Raw genomic sequence first — 20,331 nt, 5'->3', positions numbered from 1 at the left:
ATCTCCTGTTTACTTTCCGTACATCTCCGTGTAATATTTCTGGTAGTCGCCGCTTGTTACATTCTTCATCCAATCCTCATGCTCAAAAAACCACTGTATGGTCTTTTTTATGCCCTCCTTAAACATGGTTTCCGGTTCCCAGCCGATCTCTTTTCTGATCTTGTCCGGCGCAATGGCATATCTGCGGTCATGTCCCTTTCTGTCCTCCACATAGGTGATCAGGTCTCTGCTCACCAGCGCCTTTCTGGGGTCCTCATCAGACAGCATTTCCTGCAGAGTGTCAATAATGATATGGATAATCTCAATGTTCTGCTTCTCGTTGTGTCCCCCGATATTGTAGGTCTCAAAAAGCCTTCCCTTCTCCTGCACCATATCAATGGCCTTTGCATGATCCTCCACATACAGCCAGTCACGCACATTTTTGCCATCCCCGTACACAGGGAGCTTTTTCCCCTGCAGCGCATTGTTGATGATCAGGGGAATCAGCTTTTCCGGAAACTGATAGGGGCCGTAATTGTTGGAGCAGTTTGTGATATTGGCCGGGAAGCGGTAGGTATCCATATATGCCTTTACCAGCAGATCCGACCCGGCCTTGCTGGCCGAGTAGGGGCTGTGGGGATCATAGGGCGTTGTCTCATAGAAAAAGGCGTTGTCGTCATCCGGCAGAGAACCGTACACCTCATCCGTAGACACATGCAGAAACTTTTTGTCCTCCTTAAAGCTTCCGTCAGGCAGCTCCCATGCCGCCTTTGCACAGTTGAGCATAACAGCGGTTCCCAGCACATTTGTGCGCACAAACACCTCCGGGTCCCGGATGCTCCTGTCCACATGGCTCTCTGCGGCAAAATGCACCACTCTGTCGATCTCATTCTCCGCAAAGATTCTGCCGATAGCCTCCTTGTCACAGATGTCGGCTTTCACAAAGGTATAGTTTGGCCGTCCCTCCACGTCTCTTAAATTTTCCAGATTTCCCGCATAAGTCAGGGCGTCCACATTGATAATCCGGATAGCTTCCCCGTATTTGCGGAACATATAATGGATATAATTGGAGCCGATAAAGCCTGCTCCTCCGGTCACAAGATAAGTCCTCATATTGTTCTCCTTGTCCCTCTTTTTGTCTTTTCCTTATTTTACCACAGCCCTTGCTGCCGTGGCTACTAAAATCTCACTTCTTAGTATCCCAGATAACTGAGATTTAAATCCACATTTCCACTGATTCCGCTGACCCTTCCTGTGGATTTATACTGCCATAGGTCATACCTGCCCTCATAGGTGGGCTTTGCGGCATACTGGGCCAGCCAGATTTTATATGCGCTCAAGGCAGAAGTATCTATCTTGCTTGTCAGCCAGGTTTTGTTTGCATAAATCCCCGCCGTGTATCCCGCGTTTTGTATGGTCTGGCAGAAGGCCTTGCACACCTCGGTTCTGGTCTGTTTGTCAATGCCGTCGGCCCGGCCTCCGCTGCTCTCCACATCCAGGAAAATAGGATAGGAAATCTTATAATTTTTTACAAGCTCCAGCACCATGGAGGCTTCCTCCACTGCTTCCACAGCATCCACCGCCTGGGTAAAGAAGTAAACTCCTACCTTCAGCCCTGCCGCCGTGGCGCCCTTAATATTGGCAGCGTATTTGGGATCCTCTATCAGACTGCCCTGGGAAGAGCCCCTGTATCCGCAGCGGATAATTACGTAGGATACCCCTGAATTCTTTACCGCCTCCCAATCTATGGTGCCATTCCATTTTGATACATCAATTCCCATGGTGCCTGAGCCCGTCACAAGTGAACCATCGCTGGCAAAATTGTATTTTGCCCCCTGGATCACCTGCTCTCCCGTCACCTTATTGCCGGAGGCGTCAAAGAAATATACCTTCCCGTCCAGCGTCTGCCAGCCGGTATACTTCGCCTCGCCCTTCACAAAAAATTTATCTGCCGTATAATAATCCGCAAAAACCGCTTCTCTGTAGGCATTATTTTCCAAAACATAAAGCTGCTGTCCGCTGGAATCCTTCAGCTTGCTTGTCTTATCCTCTCTGGGATGGGCCTTTACGGTCACCGCACAGGCAGCTTTTACCTCTTCGCCATTTTCCGAATACTTCACCGTTATAACAGCACTTCCTGCGCTCACACCAGTGATGGTCACCGCCCTGCCGCTTACCGATACAGTGGCGACTCCCGTATCCGAGGACTCCGCCGTCACAGCATTCTGGGTGGTTGCATTGGTGATAGAAGCGTTGATGGTCACCGGCGCAGTAAGGTAAACCGTGGCAGAGGTTTTGTCCAGAGTAATCGTCTTATTCCCCGTGACTTTTACATTGAGCGCAGCGCTGGCAGCCGTGGCCGCAGCTCCGCCAGTATAGTTTACAGTCAGGGTAATCACAGCATCTCCCGCCGCAACGCCCTTTATGGTAAGATTGCCGGAAGCATCCACCGACGCCGTGGCAATATCCGTTCTGTTCGAGGAAACGCTGTAAGTGAGCTGCTTGCCCGCAGTAAATCCTGCGGCCTGTGCCTTTGCGGTTCCCTGAGCCCCAATGGCCAGGGTCATGGAGGACTGATCCAGACTCACGCTGCCCGCCGCGTCACTTACCGTCACACTGCAGGTTCCCGTCAATCCCGTCACCGCGTTGTTGCCGCTTACCGTGCTTCCGCTTGCGCTAAAGGAGATCAAAACCGCGCCGTTTGTGGCGCCAAGAGCCGTCACGGTGGCGCTTGCACCGCTTCCCTCCACCTTCACAGCGCCAGGATTGCTGCTGGTCCAGGTCACATTGGTCAGATTTACCTCCGGGCACTGGGCCGTAACTGTAAAGCTCTCTCCCACCTTCAGCGTCTTGCTGGAGGGAGACACACTGGCCGTGTAGGTTGCCATTCTTAAAAAGCTGCCGCTCATGGCGTAAGTAGCCGGGTCTGGTATAGTGCTCTTTGCCACCTCAGTATAAGTATTTACCGTGGATGTGCTCTCCACCCATTCCACCGTATCCTGCAGCGAGGATTCCACCACCGTTTCATTCTTTCTGGTGTCCTCCTTGGCCGCATCTACTTCGGATTCCTTCTTAATTTCGTTTTTTACATCTATTTTCTGATAAGTAATATCCTTTTTCACCACCACCGACTGTGCTCCCTGGGGGATGGTGTAATCCGCATATTTGGCATCTGTCAGCGCATTGATGGAAACCTTATAGGTGCCGGGCGTAATATCCTTTTGATAGATAATGCCATCCATATCGTCGTCCGTCCAGGTCTCGCTGTCCCCCTCCGGGTCTGTAACCGTCACAGAAAAGGGCACATTGGCAATCAGCTTGCCGGTTTCCTCATTGGTGAATTTCACCTTTAAATCCTTTTGCACGGAGGTCAGCTCCAGCTTCACAGTCACCTGTCTGCTGTATTCCGTCTCATCATACTCCGTATTCTGCTCCTGCTCCACAACGCCTGCCGCCGCAAGCCTGGCCAGCTCCGCATCCGCCACTGCCATAAGACCGGTCTCTCCTATGGTGGTAATCCCGTCCAGCTGGGCTCCCACGGTGACAAATTCATCCACCTGGCCGTCTGCAATCCGGGCGCTGGCATATATGCTCCCTGTCACCAGGGCAAGCACCAGGACTGCCACCCCTGTAGAGGTAATGATCTTGTCCATGGTTCCCATCGCCAGAAACCGATTCCATAATCCGGCCAAAAGCACGCCCGGGCCGGCCTTTTTCCCGGTACGCCTCTGTTTTTTGGGTGCAGCCGTGGAATGATAAGCGCTTCTTTCTTCCTCTTCGATGTAATATCCGGCTTCTGCGTCGTCCTCCGGGTAATACTCCTCTGCCTCATAAGGCTCTGTATCATCCTCCGGGTAATATTCAGCTTCTTCCGGGTATTCTTCCTCTATGTAATATGCAGCATCCTCTGCCTCGTCATCCTGGGCATAATATTCAGCTTCTCCGGATTCCTCCTCTGCATAGTACCCAGACGCCTCTATATCATCCTCTGCAGCATCCTCTGCGTAATATTCGCTCTCTTCTGCTTCCTCGTCTCCGTAATAATTCTCGTCTTCGTAATATTCCTCGTCGGCGTAATACGTCCCTTCTTCGCCCTCTAATTCCTCCTGGGCATCGTACTCCTCTTCCTCCCGGGCATCCCAGTCAGCATCCCAGTCGGAACGATCCTCTTCAAATTCTTCATATGGCTTTTTCGTATGGCCGAACAACCTTTTCATTTACACTACCCTTTCTAACATTTAAAACACCCGTTGACAATTCCGTAATATTATAGCATTCCCCACCCACAGCTTCAAGCAAGAAAGCCATTTCTTCATAATTTCTTAAATTTTCACAGGAACGGAATGTTCCATTTTCTCTCACCGCCCCATTCAAAAACTTAAACATTTCTAAAATTTTCTAATAATCTGGACTTTCCTCCCACATAATAGTAAAATAAAAAACAACTTTTTTACCCTGAAAATGGAAGCAGCATCGCAGAATGTGAGGTAATGTGAAAAATCACACTGATGTGCTGATTTTTCACACGGCTATTTGTTTCTGGACGAAAACAAATAGCCATGATGGCAGACGCAAATTTGACATTTGCGTCGCCTCCTCGCGACAAGTCGCTTAGAAATGAGGTAATATGAAACAAAATAAAGAAAACCGGGAGCAGGTTCACACTGCTTCTATCTCTGATAATGACATTCCTGATATTGAAATTATTGATCTGGAAAAAGAGGATTCTTCAGAGGAACCATACGATTCGGAGCCCTCTGAAGAGCTGGAAGAGGCATACGACGATGATGAGTTTTTTGAGGAACCATTAAAAAAGAAACGGTTTCCCATCAATATGCACCTGATCCTGATTTTCACAGTGATCGTCTTTTTCGGCGGCATCCTGTTCAAGTTTTTCAACTGGGGTGTGGAAGTAGATCTGGAAGAAATTTTTAAGGACGGACCGGGCACCTACGAGGACACCCTGGATGAGATTCTTCCGCTGGTGGGCGGAACCGAGGAGGGGCCTGTGGATGACGGCGTCACCACTATTGTAGCCTTTGGAAATGCACCCTTTGCCGATGACAGGGATTCTCAGGACAGTCTGGCCGCTATGATTGAAGAGCTCACCGGAGCGGTTGTCTATAACTGTTCTGTAAGCGGCAGCTATCTGGCGGCCCTTTCACCCCAGATCGATTCCCAGAATTATCCCATGGACGCCTTTAATTTTTACTGGCTCTGCACTCTTGCCACGGGAGGGCCCATCGACTATTTTTATGAGGAGGCCAAGGAGGTGATGGGGGAGGATTATCCCCCTGAGGGCGATGAGGTATACAACACCTTAAAGACACTTGACTTTAACACGGTGGACGTGGTAGTGATTATGTATGATGCCAGCGATTATCTTGCGGGGCATGAAATGTACAGCGACCAGAATTCCACGGATATTCAGCAGTTTACAGGAAATATGGAGGCTGGAATCGAGCTTTTGCAGTCCACCTATCCCAATATCCGCATTATTGTCATGTCGCCCACCTACGCTTTTGCCATAAATGAAGAGGGTGAATATGTGAGCAGTGATATTCAGCGCTATGGGCAGGATGTTTTGTCCACCTATGTGATCAGACAGTATGCCTCCTGCGCTACCCGAAGCGTCTCCTTTGTGGACAACCTATACGGAACCATCACTGAGGACAACGCAGAGGAATACCTCATTGACAATCTCCATTTGAATGTGGAGGGCAGACGAAGGGTTGCGGAACGCTTCGAATATGCTTTGAATTACTATAATAGGGAAGGCAGCTGAGCCTTCCCTGTTTTTTCCCTTATTTTCTATTCTTCTTCTTTTTTGTCAGCTCTGGAAGTTCCACCACTCCGGAGTGGTGTCCCGGTAAATCACATACCCTTGTGTGCTTCCAAAAACCACATATCCGTATTCCTCCAGATTTCCGTTGATTTCCTTATCCTGTGGCAAAATCACATAATGGCACATTTCCGCCTTTGCCTGCTGGGAAAGCGCCCGGGCGTCTATTACCTCTGCCTCCATCACATCGTAGAGATCACTTAAGTGACTCCACCTTTCCACTGTAATCTCTCTGCCGTAGGGCATACATACCACGGGAGAATACTGCCTCACATACTGCAGAAGCTCCGCCGGGAAAACAGCCATCACCTCCCGTCCCTCCACCTCTATGGCATCACAGATGTCCACAACGCTCTGAGGCACATGATAAAGATTTTCTGCCCTGCTGAAAAAAGGGTTGCTGTACACAAAGCTGCCAGATACCCCAATTATCCCCGCAAGACATGCTGCCAGCACATACCTGCCCTTCCCCTTAAGCTGCCCGTAAAGCCGCGCGGCCGCAAAGCCATTCACCAGTGTAATGGGCAGAAGCCAAAGAATCCGGTAATAAATCTCACTGTCCGCAACGCTGTATACCAGACGCGCAAACAAAGGATTGAAAAAAAACAGCAATAGAATGGCAGGCACATACAAAAAAAGGATTCTGATATGCTTTCTCTTTTCCACCACAAACAGATATACAGCCGAAACAAAAAACCAGATCACAATCAGACCGGTTCCCATATAATCCCGAAACAATGTGGTTATCTCACTCCACATAAGGCTTTCCTCCTATACGAACTCGATGAGGTGGGGGTGCTGCATGTTTCATAAACAGACCCTTGCTAACCGCCGGTACTTAGACTGCGTCCTCTGCAGCCTTATGTACCGCTGCGGTTAGCTCGGAGCGAAAGCGTGTCTGTGTTGAAATATGCAGCACCTCTTACACTATTTCCCCACTCATTTCTTTACAAAAGCAGGTACAGCACTGCAAAGCCCACGCAGGGAATGCAGCAGCAGCCCATAGGAAGCAGCACGCTCCATTTTCGAAAGCAGACCGCCGCGCATATCCCTGTGATTCCCATGAGCATACAGACCAGCAATGCTCCCATGGTGCTGCAAAGACAGGCCGCCGTCATGGCCGCTCCCAAGAGAACCCAAAACCCCGGAGGAATTTTCTCTTTCTCCTGAATCTTTTCCAGCAAAAGCAAAAGAAGCAGAAACAGGGCCGGTATGATGATACTGCCAAGAGCAGCCTTCCCCTGGCGGCTTCTGGCAATCATAAAGTTTTCCACAGTGTAAAAGGAGGTATCTCCAAACAGCACCAAAAGCTGCGTAAAAATCAAAAATACAGGGACACACTCACGTCTTTTGGCAAAAAGCTTTTCTCCAATCAGATAAAAGATTCCATAGGTCATGGCAATCAAAGCCACGGGAACCGCCACATGAGCCACGCTGACGGTACGGATTCCCGACATACTGGCCAGAAAGGCAATCCAGATGGGGAAAGGCGCCAGCCCGTGCCTTGCATCAAGCTCTGTGGTGCCTCCCGTATAGGGAAGCTTGCGGTACATGGTTCCTGCATTCTCCGTTATGGAAGAGACGGCCACATAATAAGCGTCGTCTCCGTCCGCATAGGTCATCACAACCGCCTGCACCAGCTGAAAAAGCAGCAAAACCCAAAACAAAATCCAGGCTGCTGTTTCCACCTTTCTCTCCTTAAAGCTGTGCTCCCGCACCACATAAAGAGCAGGCCGTTTTCTTCTTCTCAGGAAAAGGACTGCAGCCCCAAGCAAAAGAACCACCGTATAGGCCAAAAACAGCCTGACTAAAAATCGGTAATCCTTTTGAGCCAGCACCAGGGGAACGCATAAAAGCTGAAACCCGCCCCACAGGCAAAGCTGCCCGTTTATCAGGCGGAAGGGAAGTCTCCCTGCCAGCCTGTCTGCGCCCACGAAAAGCTCTCCCACCCAAATGGGAATCACAAAAAGCCATATACATAAAATCAAAATTCCTATCACCGTCATTAACATTTTCTTCTCCATGCCCTGGGCATCAAAGCAGCCCTTACTTTCCAAGCAAAAAGATTCGATCTTGATGCACACTGTCCGCAAGAAGCTCCTGCTTGAGAGACAGACCGTAGACCTCCTCCATCACAGTCAAAACCTCTTCCCAATCCGCCTCAGATTTTACCAGAACCACTGCCTGCTCCAAAGAGGCCACAGATTCCCTGTCCCTTCTCTCAATCAGCTCGCTCAGACGCACAAGAAGGGTTTTTTCATAATGCGTAAATTCCAGCAGATTCTCATAATAACCCACTCCTTCATAGACGCAGATACAGGGAAGGGAGGCATATTCCTGGGAAAGCTCTTCCTGTTTTTCGTAACCCCGATAAAGATAGCTGCCGTCATAGTCAAAAAGCCCAAGAACCTGCCAAAGCAGGCAGATGCCGCAGACTGTCCCCGCAAAAATGCCCTTCTTATTGCCAAAATAGCCCTCCAGCTTTCCCAGCCACAAAACCAGCGCAAGGGCACCCCAAAGACACACAAAGGGAAACAGCGGCATGATATACCGGTCCACCAGATAAGGGGACATTCTGGCCGCCAAAAAGAAATAGCCCACAGGAGGTACGAAAAGCAGGCAGATTTCGGCCAGAGGCTTTTTTTTCTTTTGCAGGCACACAAGCCCCCACACTGCGCAGCACAGCCCCATGGCGCATAAAATCCACATCAGATTCCCAAAGGTTCTGGAGACCAGGATTTCCAAAAAGGCAGACAGCCTCTGTCCATAGCCGGAAACACCGGCGGCCAGATTCTCAAGGGCCTCCACCCCACGGGAACTGGAAAACACATCCGAAAGAGCAAAGGGAAACAGTAAAATGCCTGCCGCAGCCGCAATCACCATAGATCGCACCAGGCAAAGGCATTCTCTGAAACGCCGTTTCCAAAGAAGCCCTGCAGCCAGGGTAAGAAACAAAAAAATACAGTAAAACAGGAAAAAATACTGGGTCAAAAAGCCAAGCACCGTAACTGCAATCAGCCTGAAATTTTTCTTTTCAAACCCACTGTGCTGCCATTTCTGCATACAAATGTAAAAAAACGCCACACAGAAAAAGGTCAATACCCCATACATCCGTATGAGAAGCACACAGGCCATGGCCCCGGTGGAAAGTCCGTAGAAAAGAGCCGCTAAAATTCCCGAAAGCCGCGCCTTGTCCGGTATTCCAAAAAGGCAGGCAAACTGCCGTCCCAGCCTCATCAATAGAAGCATCGTGCCAACAGCTGCTGTCAGATTGATCACGCAGCCCATGAAGGGCTTGATTTGTCCCCGAAACAAGGAACACACTGTGTGCAGCAGCATAAAATGCAGCGGAGGATGATTGTCATCCTTCACATTGAAATACACGGAGGCGTAGTTAAAGGCGTCCTTATCATCCACGGTAATGTAATCCGAAAATTCCTCCGCGCCAATCCACACCGGTTCCTCATAGACATCCGCCTGATAGGACAAAAGCTTGCTGTTTCCCCTGTTTTGTATCACATCCTTACATGTGCTCCAGAGGTTTCCCATGGTTTCGGAAAAACTTTCCCCACGAATCTCATTTTCCACAAACTTAGCCAGTCTCCCCTGGGGCTGGGTGGGCACAATCCAGGGATTAAACTCCCCATTGGCAAGCTCGAAGCTTAAAAACTCATCCATGTGGTAGCCTTCCTTTTGGGATATGCCAAAGGAAAGCACGATCACACAAAGCAGTATGGCTGCAATTTCCCAGCTTTTTTCTTTTAACCTTCCTTTTTTCATGGGCGCCTCACAAGTTTATAAAATTTCATATAGGAAAATACGGTAATAGCTGTCCTGGGTCTCAAAGGGCTCCTCTCTCACCAGCCTAAACCCCGTCTCCTCCCCATTTTCAATCCAGGCGGCGGAAAGCAGATATTTTCCTCCCAGCTCCTTAAGGGCGGACACATCCAGGGCGTAATCCTGAAAATAGAATCCATTTTTCTCTATGGTATAATAGCCGGGGCATTCCGCAGAAAACAAGTAACAGCGGTTTCCCCAATCATCAAAATATTCCTGTAAATACTGGTTCTTTTCCAGCTCAGGAGCAATAATCTCACGAAAGCTGTGCTTGTATTCCAGGGAATAATTGTTGGAATACCCGTCCAGACAGTAAAATCCCTGATAAAGCGCGGCGGCAGGGTCAATGCCAAGGCTCACCACCCGATAATCCTCCGGCTTTTGTCCTGTCTGCTCCAAAAGATATGCTTCCACCTGCTCCATCACGCCTATGGCGTAATAATCCCGAAAGGACAAAAGACCATAGTCGGGGTTGCGCAGCTTCTGCACATTGGGCTTTAGATTGCTGTTTCTTAAAACCTCCACCCCCGTTAGAATCGTCACGGCTGCAAAACAAAAAAGTCCTGCCCCCGCAAGAAACCGTCCCGCCACAAGGCTGCCTGAAAGGGCTCTCTTTTCCCCTCTCACAAAGTGAAGCAGGCAAAGCCCAAGCTCCAGCTCACAGGCCAGCAAAAGATACCACAGGCAGGGAGCCAGCCACAAAAGCCGATCCGCCTGGAAAGCTCCCAGAACCGAAAGCCTTGTGCGAAGCAAAATTCCCAGGCCGCTGTCCCAGAGGGCAGATACCAGAGCAAGCAGAAAAGTCACCCCGAGAGAAATCCCCATGGCCCCCAGAATCTTCCGTTCCTTTTCCCGCCGGAAAGCCCCGGTGAGGAGAGAAAACACCCCGGCAAGAACGGCTCCTCCCAAAATCCACTGGTGGTAGTCTCCACTGTGCTGCCCTCCCTGCAGAAAGCCCGTAAGGAGACTATTCCAAAAGGGCTCCGCCGTCAAAACATATTCCTCCTTGTGGGAAACCGCGCTTGGTATCCACCCAAGCAGCTGTCCCAAAAGGCGGAAATTTTCCACTACATAGATTCCCGTCATCATCCCAAGGCAAAAAAGGGGCAGGCGGCGGCGCCCCCTCTGACTGGGCAGAAGCGTCCACAAAAGTCCCATACCGATCACCCCAAAGCCGATGAGCACCAGGGAAGAGCATAAGGCGTACATTGCACTATACCCAAAGGCAAAGGCTCTGTACTTTTTATTCCTCAGCTGAAGGAAGCTCCAGAAAAGCAGGGGCAGCCCATACTGTGACAGCCCGTATACCGGCAGAAAGGGCAGGTATGCGTATAGAATTCCCACAGCCATGGCAGCCGCCGGATGCGCTCTTGGAATTTCCCTTGTCAGAAGGTACATTCCTACATAGCCGCACAGACTTCCCAGAAGCTGCATAGACACCAGTGCCCAAAAAGGACGCATGACCAAAAAAAGAAGCACAAATCCGGGCGCAGGCAGCGTCAGTGCAGTTTTGTCGGCTCCGTTCATAAATTCCGGCAGGAGATTCCCGTCAAAGAGATGCTTCGCCTGCAGCATATAGCCGATCAGTTCTCCGTCCAGCTGATCATGATAGGTTACAATGGCGTCCTGCCCTAAGATCAGATAAGGCACAAGCATTGCCAGGACGGCGCCAAAGCCCAGAAAAAAACAGATATTATGCAGTTTTATTTCCTTCTGTGCAGGCATACGCACCCATCCCTTTCTCCATCAGCAAAAGGCTAAAGACCATCCACACACAGGTCACCCCTATGGTATTTTTATAGTCCATCATTCCTGCTCCCTGCATGGTATACCAAAAGATAAGTCCCAAACAGGACACCCCCAGAATAAGGACCGAAAAGAAATTTCTGCCTGAAATAAGGCTCCTGTCCAGAAAAATACAAAATACCCCAAGAATCGCCCCAAGGCAGAGCGCTGCCGCAAACCACCAGCAGCTGTAATCCATATAAATCCGGGACAGCACCGGCGTGTAATGGCGCATGATCTCATAATTTCTCCCGGAATAGGAATCATATCCTCTGCCTGTAAGCTGCATCTGCAGCGCAATGGGAGAGACTGTGTACGCCGCCGCATCCCAGGCAATCTCATGGAGAATATGTGCCCGGTTCTGCTCCCAGGCCTGTTTGGAGAGGGCAAGGAAAAATTCCCGGGCTTCCTCCGTTCCCAGGGCCTCCTCCACTGCCGGGCCAAACACCATAGCCATGTTGTCTGCATAATAAGCGCTGGCTTGGACATCTCCCCAGTCTAAGATCTCCCGAAGCTGTTCCGGAAAGCCTTCATAATAGGACATAAGACTGGTCCACGCCGTACGGCTTACCAGACATGCCTCCAGGCTTTTTTCGTTTTTTCCATAATATCCCTTTACCTGCGTCAGACTGTTCATTCCTATGATCGTTGCCCCAAAGGCCAAGAAAATCACAAATTGTCTGGCAAACCGCCAAATGTCCTGACGTCTTGTTTCCTGGCAGTTCCCTCTCCGAACCAGTCCAAAAATCCGGACCAGCCCCCAAAGAAGCACAAGCACCGGGGGAATGGCCCCCAGAAGCAGATATTCTGGCAAAAGCAGAGCGCACAAAAGCCAGAAGGACGCAAGTTTCACCATCTGCCTTACCCGCAGCATACCCTTTCGCACCGTCTCCAGAGAAATAGAAAGCTCCAGCAGAAAAAAGGAGGAGACAAGAGAATAGGGAAGCACCGCCAGATGGCACTGCATGGCCATGGGCAGCGTCAGGACGGCCAGACTCCCCCAGAGATTCAGGGCTCTCTTTGTTTTTTTCAGCCCCATCAAAAGCCGGTGGGCCGCATAGCAGGCTACCAGCAGCTGCACCACATACATCACGCAATAATAGGGAAGTCCCGCAAGCCCCTCAATCCCTCTTGCCAAAAGCAAAAACACGGGATAAAGGATTCCCGTATACTCATCGCATATAAAGTTTTTGCTGATTTCCACGTAAAAAAGGCTCTCCCCAAACTGCGGAAGCTTGGAAAAATTCAGACACATCCAGGTCATGCCAAAGACGATCTGGATGGAAAAGCCTATGAAAATCACTCTGCCCAGAATGGCAGATATATGCCTGACTGCCCTCTGCATACTCATCTCCGTTAGCGATAAAACTTTTTGATGGTGTCACTGATATAGTCCACCTGATCAAGGGTCAAACCATAATACATAGGAAGCCTTGCCAGTCTTTCGCTCTCCCTTGTAGTATATCTGTCCTCCCCGTGGAAGCGGCCGAATTTCCGCCCGGCGGGAGCCGTGTGCAGCGGGATGTAATGGAATACGGACAAAATGCCATTCTCTTTCAGATACTGGATCAGAGCAGTCCGTTCCTCCAAATCCGCCGCCTTGATATAAAACATATGGGCATTGTGGACACAGCCTTGCGGCACCACAGGAAGTTTCACCTTTCCTGCTTCCTCCAAAGGCTTAAGATTCTCGTAATAACGGTTCCAGCAGGAAAGTCTTGCCTCATTGATCTCATCGGCCTTTTCCAGCTGGGCGTAGAGGTAAGCGGCATTCATATCGCTGGGGAGATAAGAGGAGCCAAAATTCACCCAGGTATATTTATCGATCTGCCCTCTGTAAAATTTACTGCGGTTGGTTCCCTTTTCCCGTATGATCTCCGCATCCTCCACATTCTTCTCATCCCGTATCAAAAGTGCGCCGCCTTCGCCCATGCTGTAATTTTTCGTCTCATGGAAGCTGAAGCACCCGTAGTCCCCAAAGGTTCCCAGCGCCTTTCCCTGATAAGAGGCCATGATGCCCTGGGCTGCATCCTCAATGACCATCAAACCGTATTTGTCTGCAAGCTCCATAATTTTATTCATCTCACAGGCTACCCCTGCATAATGCACCGGCACAATCGCTTTGGTCTTGTCTGTAATCGCTGCCTCTATGAGATTTTCGTCCATATTCATGGTATCCGGCCGGATATCCACAAACACAGGCACAGCCCCTCTTAACACAAATGCGTCCGCTGTGGACACAAAGGTATAGGAGGGCATAATAATCTCGTCCCCCGGCCCCACGCCTGCAAGCAGCGCAGCCATCTCCGTGGCGTGGGTACAGGAGGTGGTCAGCAGGCATTTTGCCGTTTTCGTCCGCCTCTCTATCCATTCATTGCATTTGTGGGTATAGGGCCCGTCCCCACATATTTTCTGGTTCTCCACGCACTCCCTGATATAATCTACAGCCTTCTCTTCGTAAGGCGGCACATTAAAATTGATCATAAGCTCCTCCTATCTCTTCCATGCCCCAAGCACACTGCCCTGAACATTGTCCGTCACCTTGCTGATAATATATTTGGGTCTCCCCTTGACCTCCTCGTAGATTCTTGCAATGTAATGCCCGATGATGCCCAGACTCAGCATCAAAAACCCTCCGATAATCAAGATCAAAAGAATCACTGTGGTAAAGCCCTCTACAGCAGTTCCCATAAGATACTTCACAAGAGTCTGTACCGCAAGTATAATGCTGAATAAAATGGAAATCATTCCCATCACCGTCACCAGCTGCAGCGGCAGTGTGCTGAAGGAGGTTGCGTTTGCCACCGCATATTTCATCAGACTGAAAAAAGACCATTTGCTTTCTCCATACTGGCGCTCCTGCACTTCATAGGAAACCGTCTCCGTGCGAAAGCCTGACCAGAAGGTCAGCGCCCTGAAAAAGGTATTCCGTTCAGGCAGCCCTAACAGCACATCCACCACCTTGCGGTCTAACAGCTTAAAATCCGAGGAGGCGTTCATGTCCATCTTAATCAGACGGCTCATTATCTTATAAAACAGCCCGGCTGACAGCTTGTGTCCCAGGCTTTCCTTCCCCCTGCTCTTTTTGATCCCTTCTACGATCTCTGCCCCTTCCTTCCATTTTTTCCACATTTCAGGAATCGCCCCCGGAGGGTGCTGCAGATCGCAGTCCATGACAATCACGGCATCCCCCGATGCCATGGCAAGTCCCGCAAATATCCCTGCTTCCTTGCCAAAATTACGGCTGAATTCCGCTCCCTTGATTCGAGGGTCTCTCTCTGCTTCCTTTCGGATTTCTTCAAAAGTGCCGTCTCTGGAGCCGTCGCTGATAAAAACCAGTTCGTATTCGATCTGATTTTCCGTGAGTATGCCTGAAAGCACACGAGCCGTATTGGAAATATTCTGCTCCTCATTATAAGCGGGCAGTACAATGGATAGCAAGGCCATTTTTTATCCTCCGTCAGTGATTCACATTTTCCGTCTTTACATATAAAATTCCATCCACTACCTTTGTGGACGTCTTGCCCGGAAAGCTTTCCATTTCCACATATTCCGGGGATTCATAAATATCCTCCATAGCCTGGGCAGGCAGGAAATTCAAAGTAGCTCCCAGATAGTTTTTTATAAATGCCTCATAATTATCGCTGGTGTATAACAGGCTGTCCCCATTTAAACCGATCATGTTGGAAGTCACATCCCCCGTGATATCCGTAAGAGGAAACTGATGATCCCCCACCACGCCCACAATGGCAATGGGGATGCCCTGATAGTATCCTTCCGTCTGCTCTATCCGGTCCAGCAGCCTGACACAGTAGGCATAGGTTTTCTCATAACGCTTTTCCAGATTGGAGTATCCGATATTGTCCGTGACGCCGTAGTGAAACACCAAAGCTCCTGCCCCCAAAAGGGCGCACCACTGCATAGCTCCGTTCCCGGGCAAAGCTTTTGCGTATCTGCTCACAAAGGCTGTCATGACGATCAGATAGATCACCCACTGATACCGCATCAGCAGATGATAAGTCAAATCCGGGGAAATAAACAGGATGGCGTTTGTCACAAGGGGCAGCACAGCTGCCAATAATGCCATTATAACGAAAAATGCCGGATTCTTCCACCATTTTTTCCGAAGGCACAGCGCTGTAAGGGTCCAGGCTGCCGAAATTCCCAGAATTATAATTGCCGCCGCTGAAATCCATCCGTTAAACAACACATTTCCCTTCAGGCTGAAGGCCCCAAAGTCCCTGTACGAAACGGCAAGCATCTCCATCAGTCCTTCCCCCGAAGCCCCGGCGCTCTCCAGGGTGTTTATCCCCTGGTAGGTATCCAGCTCCTTGCCTTGAATCCGCAGGAGCACCTGCAAAATAACGTAATACATGCCCGCCCCCAACAAGCCCATATACAAATAGCGCAGACTTTTTTGCAGCTTTTCCCTGAGGGTCAGCGTGTCCATAAGCGTCATAAGAATACAGTAAATGCTAAGCAGCATGGCAACGGACACATACGCCTGATAGGTTCCCATGCTGAATGCCAGGCAGATGCCTCCGCCCAGAAAGCCCAGACGCTTTTTTTTCGTAAAAAGCACCGCCAGTATAGCCAGAAAAAGAGCCAGCATATAGCCGTCCAGGGTAAATACATAGGCAAAGGTGGATGCCAGCGCCGGAAAGGAAACCAAAAGCCCGCTGATAAGCACTATGGCCGCAGAGTCCCTCACCTCCAAAAGCTCTGTCAGCGCCGCTGCCGAAAGGGCCAAAAACAAAAGGCCCAGCACTCCGATGAGCCAGGGAAGTGTGTAATAAGAGGAAAATCCGCAGGCAATCATCAAAAACCACCTGCCTGAGGTAATCATATTCTGATCAAAATACATGCTGTCTAAGCCGTCATGATTGGGAATATCCGACAGCATGACAGGCATATGAATCAAAAGCCCCAGAATAAACGCCGATAAAAAGGCGATTTTCCATTCCCTTTTGATTCTCCTGTTCAATGACTGCAATGCCTCAGTGGGAGTCAACATTTTTATCCTTCCTTTCCTCAATTTGTAACAGCTCCTGGCTTATGCTTTAATCTGTCCTTAAATATTCCGCCAGGGTTCTTGCGATCATTTCCCGTCCCGCCTCATTGGGATGCAGCCCGTCCACTGTGTACAGCTCCATATCAGACCAGCTCTCGTGGGGATAAAAATCGTGATACAGATCAATGACCTCCACTCCCAGCTCTGCCGCCACCTGCTTTTCCGCCTCCACAAAATCCTCCAGAATGCCATAACCCGCATCCAGCTCTTCACAGGTAAGCTGCTGCACCGTATACCAGCTGTAGGTGGGTGTCACAAGGATGATCCGCAGATCGGGGTACGCCTTCCTGATGGATGTGATACTGCTTCGCAAAGCCCCAGTAAAGGTGTATTCATCATAGGGGTCCTCCTCATTATACATCACCGCACCGCCGTGGTAATCATTGAGCCCGTGTCCGATAATGAGAATTTCCACAGCGGAAAAATCAATGTTTTCCAGCTCGTCTATGGTATCTCCAAAATATTCCGTAGCGCTCTCTCTGATCCGCACTGTCTGCTGTACGCCGAAGTCACCAGCCTCTATGGCCTTTGCCAGCCCGGCCATGGACAAGGCATCCTTGGAATATCCCATGCGTTTTTCCGTGTCCATGCGGCTTAAGCAGGTGCCCCCCAGGGCCCCGTTAAACACAGGCTCTCCCAGATAAGCGGCCAGCTTTTCCGTGACGGAGGTCTCATCCCGGACGATTCCCATGATACTGTCCCCCAAAACCACGATCCTCACCTGGGTTTTCTCCTGTCTGTTCTCCCGGCTGGAATAAGTGAGCGCAAAAAGAAGCACAAAAAACGCCGCTGCCAAGACTCCGTATAAAATTTTGCCAGAAAGTCCGTGTCCCTTCATTCCCGCTTTCTCTCCAGTCATTTCCTGAAATCCTCTATTGTGCCAGTATCCAGGCCAGTCTGTCCGCACCTTGGCCGTCCGCAACAGCTCGTATCCTCTCTCTTAAGCTTGCTCTGGCCTGTACATCATCACACAAATACCCAAACTTCTCTCCCAGCCGTTCCAAAACACCCAGGGCATCCCGATGGAAGGCTCCTGCATTTACGGCAATCCCATGATTCCCCAGGTACGCTGCCAGCTCCTCTTGATTTTCCGCATAGGAAAAGCACAAAAAAGGAACGCCCACAGCGCAAAGCTCATAAACCGTGGTTCCCGCTGCTGTCACCGCAAGATCACATTGCTCCATAAGTCCTGCCATATCCTGCACATTATGGTGTATGATCACACCCTCCCTTTTTTCTTCCAGCTTCTTTAATGCACTGAAATTTGGGGAGAAGCTTCCCGCCGTTATGTGAAAGTGTATCCCTTTTCTATAAATACAGTCAAGCACTTTACCAGCAATATTCTCCCTGTCTCCTCCACCGGTGGTGATCAGTACACTGCGCACTTTTGCAGATACCCGGCAATTTCTATTACGAAACTGGGGTCTTAAGGGCACATAGCAGCTTCCCAGGTACAGCTTTGTATTGCGTCCTTCATACAGCCTTTCATAGCTCCTTTGGTCTGCAAAGATGTTATAGTTGATCACAGCATCCACAGGAAAGGGGCGGCTGTGCATATCGTCCAGCAAGAATACCTCTCCCCAGCGGGCCACGTTCTGCAGATAGACATCCGTCACATAGTAGCTGTCCACCACAATTTTTCTCTGTCCCCTTTCACTTTTGTCCCCCCCGGGGAGGTCTTCTTTCTCCTGAAGCAATGCCTCCCACAGGGGAAGCTCCTCCTCCATCCTTTGAAAATCCGTGTGAAGCACATGCACCAAAAAGCCATAGCTCGCCGCCAGCTCCCCGGAGGCCTCATCCGCACATAAAAATAAAATCTGCTCCGGTGATCCCAGTCTCTCCGAAAGAGCCCTGGCGATGGTCAAGCACCGCATCAGATGTCCCGCCCCTATACGGGCATTTCCGTCCGCCCGAAAAAGGTATTGCTTTCTTTTCATGAAAAATCCACCAAATCCCAGCTCATAGGCGTGCCAAGTCTGGCGTCCCGGCTGATCTTCTTTCCCAAAAGCTCTTCATAATACATGGTATGCAGTCCGCAGGACGGTCTTACAGAACGGAGATTTTCCGGTGTAAATACGTCTCCCGCCTTCATATCCTGGGCCACAAAAAGCGAGCGGGAATGTTCTCTGCTCTTTTTCTGCTTTTCTGTCAGTTCATAGGTAACCTTCCCCACAGCCTTCTCAATCTGCCGAATATGCTCCACCATTTCCTTAAATTCCTCCGGCTCCATGGAAAAGGCTGCGTCTGCGCCTCCATCCGCTCTCCTTAAGGTAAGATGCTTCTCCACCACCTTCGCACCCAGGGCAACTCCGGCTCCTGCCACAGCGCTTCCCATGGTGTGATCAGAAAGTCCTGTCAGGCAGCCAAACACCTCCCCCATGGAAGGAATGGTCTTTAAATTGATTTCCTCATAAGGCGCCGGATAGGCTGAGGTGCATTTTAATAGAATCACATTTTCATTGCCAGCCTCCCTGCAGGTCTTAAGGGCCAGCTCTATGTCCGCAAGATAGGCGATGCCCGTAGACATAAGAATAGGCTTGCCCAAACGGGCAATCTTACGGATAAAGGGAATATCCGTAATCTCGAAACTGGCCACCTTATAAGCGGGCACATTCATTTCTTCCAGAAAGTCAATGCTGGAAAGGTCAAAGGGCGAGGAAAAAAAGATAAGTCCCATATCCTGTGCAATCTTCATCAGCTTTGGCTGCCACTCCCAGGGCGTATACGCAGTCTCATAAAGTTTGTGCAGAGTAGTTCCGTCCCATATGGTGCCCTGGGTGATCTGAAAGCAGGGATCGTCACTGTCAAGGGTGATGGTGTCCGGCGTGTAGGTCTGTATCTTCACCGCATCCGCCCCCGCATCTTTTGCAGCCTTCATAATTTTCACCGCCCGGTCAAAGTCCATAAGATGGTTCGCAGACATTTCTGCAATAACAAACACCGGCGCGTTTTCACTGATCATTCGTTCCCCAATGACAATTTCCTTGTTCATAACGCTACACCTCTCCGTTTTTAAAATCTATTTTCTCATATTTTTTGTCCCCTCGTATCTGCATCCAGTGTTCCGCTGTCATCCGCATAAAGGTCACATCATAGGCGACACCCTCCTTGAGAATATGCCCTTTTTTCTCCTCCACGATTTCACAGCCGCACATTTTATGCAGCTGGATGACTCCCTGGTTTTGGGTAAAGACATCGGAATACACCGCCGTTTTTCCCAGACTGTCAAAGACATAGTCATACATGCTCATCTCAAGGGACAATGCCGTTTTCAGGCTTCTGAGCCTTTTTTCTCCCATGTAATAGGCCCATCCTAGGTTTCCTTCCGGATTTTTGAGTCCCGTCAGATTAATCACTCCCGCTGGAATTTCGTCCACCCGTATGAGCCAATATCTCACATCCTCATTGCTTCGTATAGAGGCCAGCCATTTTCTTTGTCCCTCTAACGTAAGCTTGGGATTTGTATTCATGTATCGGGTAATTTCTTCATCCATGCGCCATCGCATAATATTTTCCAGGTCTTCTTCCTGTATGGGATGCAAGGTCACACTCATTTTTATCCTCCATTTCGAAGCGTTTTGGAACCGTCAGTCCAAAGCCCCTGATTTTTCCAACAGTTCTTTCATACTGGTGATTTCCACAGCCTCCTCCAGGGGAATGGAAATGCCAAACCGCTCCTCAAGCTCTCCGATAATCATGACCTGTGCCAGAGAATCCCATTGCTCCACATCCTCCATCTTTGTGGTTTCTGTGATAGTTCCCGCAGTCACCTTCAAAATTTCCTCTACTAATGAAATAATTTTTTCCTTCATATCGT

Annotated in this window: 17 protein-coding genes; 1 reads left to right on the top strand and 16 read right to left on the bottom strand. The window is 49.8% G+C overall.

The features are described from left to right. Positions 1–9: 9 nt before the first annotated feature. From rfbB to SHK35_RS02140, 3 genes are all read right to left on the bottom strand, one after another. Entirely contained in the window at positions 10–1,092 is a 1,083-nt protein-coding gene (rfbB, locus tag SHK35_RS02150; RefSeq protein ID WP_318703032.1) for a dTDP-glucose 4,6-dehydratase, read from the bottom strand. 80 nt (positions 1,093–1,172) lie between these two features. Beyond that, positions 1,173–4,196 (bottom strand): GH25 family lysozyme, encoded by a 3,024-nt coding sequence (locus SHK35_RS02145; RefSeq protein ID WP_318708346.1) that lies wholly within the window; start codon positions 4,194–4,196, stop codon positions 1,173–1,175. Beyond that, the gene (locus SHK35_RS02140; protein ID WP_318708344.1) at positions 4,159–4,365 is read right to left on the bottom strand and encodes a hypothetical protein; all 207 of its coding nucleotides are present in this window, start codon (positions 4,363–4,365) and stop codon (positions 4,159–4,161) included. The genes SHK35_RS02145 and SHK35_RS02140 overlap by 38 nt, the downstream gene beginning before the upstream one ends. Before the next feature lie 241 nt (positions 4,366–4,606). Here SHK35_RS02140 and SHK35_RS02135 point away from each other — a divergent pair, with 241 nt between their 5' ends. Continuing rightward, on the top strand, positions 4,607–5,764 hold the full coding sequence (locus SHK35_RS02135) for an SGNH/GDSL hydrolase family protein (protein ID WP_318703030.1): 1,158 nt from the start codon (positions 4,607–4,609) through the stop codon (positions 5,762–5,764). Between the two features lie 45 nt (positions 5,765–5,809). Here SHK35_RS02135 and SHK35_RS02130 read toward each other — a convergent pair whose 3' ends face one another. The 13 genes from SHK35_RS02130 to SHK35_RS02070 form a co-directional block, all read right to left on the bottom strand. Continuing rightward, positions 5,810–6,580, bottom strand: coding sequence for a hypothetical protein (locus SHK35_RS02130; RefSeq protein ID WP_318703029.1), 771 nt, complete (start codon positions 6,578–6,580; stop codon positions 5,810–5,812). Positions 6,581–6,768: 188 nt separating this feature from the next. Beyond that, on the bottom strand, positions 6,769–7,845 hold the full coding sequence (locus SHK35_RS02125) for a DUF6077 domain-containing protein (protein ID WP_318708343.1): 1,077 nt from the start codon (positions 7,843–7,845) through the stop codon (positions 6,769–6,771). Positions 7,846–7,867: 22 nt separating this feature from the next. Beyond that, entirely contained in the window at positions 7,868–9,601 is a 1,734-nt protein-coding gene (locus SHK35_RS02120; RefSeq protein ID WP_318708341.1) for a hypothetical protein, read from the bottom strand. Between the two features lie 15 nt (positions 9,602–9,616). Beyond that, positions 9,617–11,383, bottom strand: coding sequence for a DUF6044 family protein (locus SHK35_RS02115; RefSeq protein WP_318708340.1), 1,767 nt, complete (start codon positions 11,381–11,383; stop codon positions 9,617–9,619). Further along, positions 11,352–12,788, bottom strand: a complete 1,437-nt coding sequence (locus tag SHK35_RS02110) for a hypothetical protein (protein WP_318708339.1) — start codon at positions 12,786–12,788, stop codon at positions 11,352–11,354. The genes SHK35_RS02115 and SHK35_RS02110 overlap by 32 nt, the downstream gene beginning before the upstream one ends. Before the next feature lie 11 nt (positions 12,789–12,799). Next, positions 12,800–13,927: a dTDP-4-amino-4,6-dideoxygalactose transaminase gene (rffA, locus tag SHK35_RS02105; RefSeq protein ID WP_318703024.1), complete on the bottom strand. Its 1,128-nt coding sequence runs from the start codon at positions 13,925–13,927 to the stop codon at positions 12,800–12,802. Positions 13,928–13,936: 9 nt separating this feature from the next. Then, the gene (locus SHK35_RS02100; RefSeq protein WP_318708338.1) at positions 13,937–14,890 is read right to left on the bottom strand and encodes a glycosyltransferase family 2 protein; all 954 of its coding nucleotides are present in this window, start codon (positions 14,888–14,890) and stop codon (positions 13,937–13,939) included. A 13-nt stretch (positions 14,891–14,903) separates the two neighbouring features. Then, on the bottom strand, positions 14,904–16,457 hold the full coding sequence (locus SHK35_RS02095) for a glucosyltransferase domain-containing protein (protein ID WP_318708337.1): 1,554 nt from the start codon (positions 16,455–16,457) through the stop codon (positions 14,904–14,906). 46 nt (positions 16,458–16,503) lie between these two features. Continuing rightward, the gene (locus SHK35_RS02090; protein ID WP_318703021.1) at positions 16,504–17,373 is read right to left on the bottom strand and encodes an SGNH/GDSL hydrolase family protein; all 870 of its coding nucleotides are present in this window, start codon (positions 17,371–17,373) and stop codon (positions 16,504–16,506) included. A gap of 13 nt (positions 17,374–17,386) precedes the next feature. Then, positions 17,387–18,451, bottom strand: coding sequence for a UDP-2,4-diacetamido-2,4,6-trideoxy-beta-L-altropyranose hydrolase (gene pseG, locus SHK35_RS02085; RefSeq protein WP_318708336.1), 1,065 nt, complete (start codon positions 18,449–18,451; stop codon positions 17,387–17,389). After that, positions 18,448–19,506, bottom strand: coding sequence for a pseudaminic acid synthase (gene pseI / locus SHK35_RS02080; RefSeq protein ID WP_318703018.1), 1,059 nt, complete (start codon positions 19,504–19,506; stop codon positions 18,448–18,450). The genes pseG and pseI overlap by 4 nt, the downstream gene beginning before the upstream one ends. 4 nt (positions 19,507–19,510) lie before the next feature. After that, positions 19,511–20,068, bottom strand: a complete 558-nt coding sequence (locus SHK35_RS02075) for a GNAT family N-acetyltransferase (RefSeq protein ID WP_318708335.1) — start codon at positions 20,066–20,068, stop codon at positions 19,511–19,513. 33 nt (positions 20,069–20,101) lie between these two features. Continuing rightward, positions 20,102–20,326 carry an acyl carrier protein gene (locus SHK35_RS02070; protein ID WP_318703016.1) on the bottom strand — a complete coding sequence of 75 codons (225 nt, stop codon included), beginning with the start codon at positions 20,324–20,326 and terminating at the stop codon, positions 20,102–20,104. Between the last annotated feature and the right edge of the window lie 5 nt (positions 20,327–20,331).

Origin of the sequence: Candidatus Acetatifactor stercoripullorum (assembly GCF_944382095.1) — a bacterium.
Classification (GTDB): Bacteria; Bacillota; Clostridia; order Lachnospirales; family Lachnospiraceae; genus Acetatifactor; species Acetatifactor stercoripullorum.
This window is presented reverse-complemented; position numbering and strand designations above follow the sequence as displayed.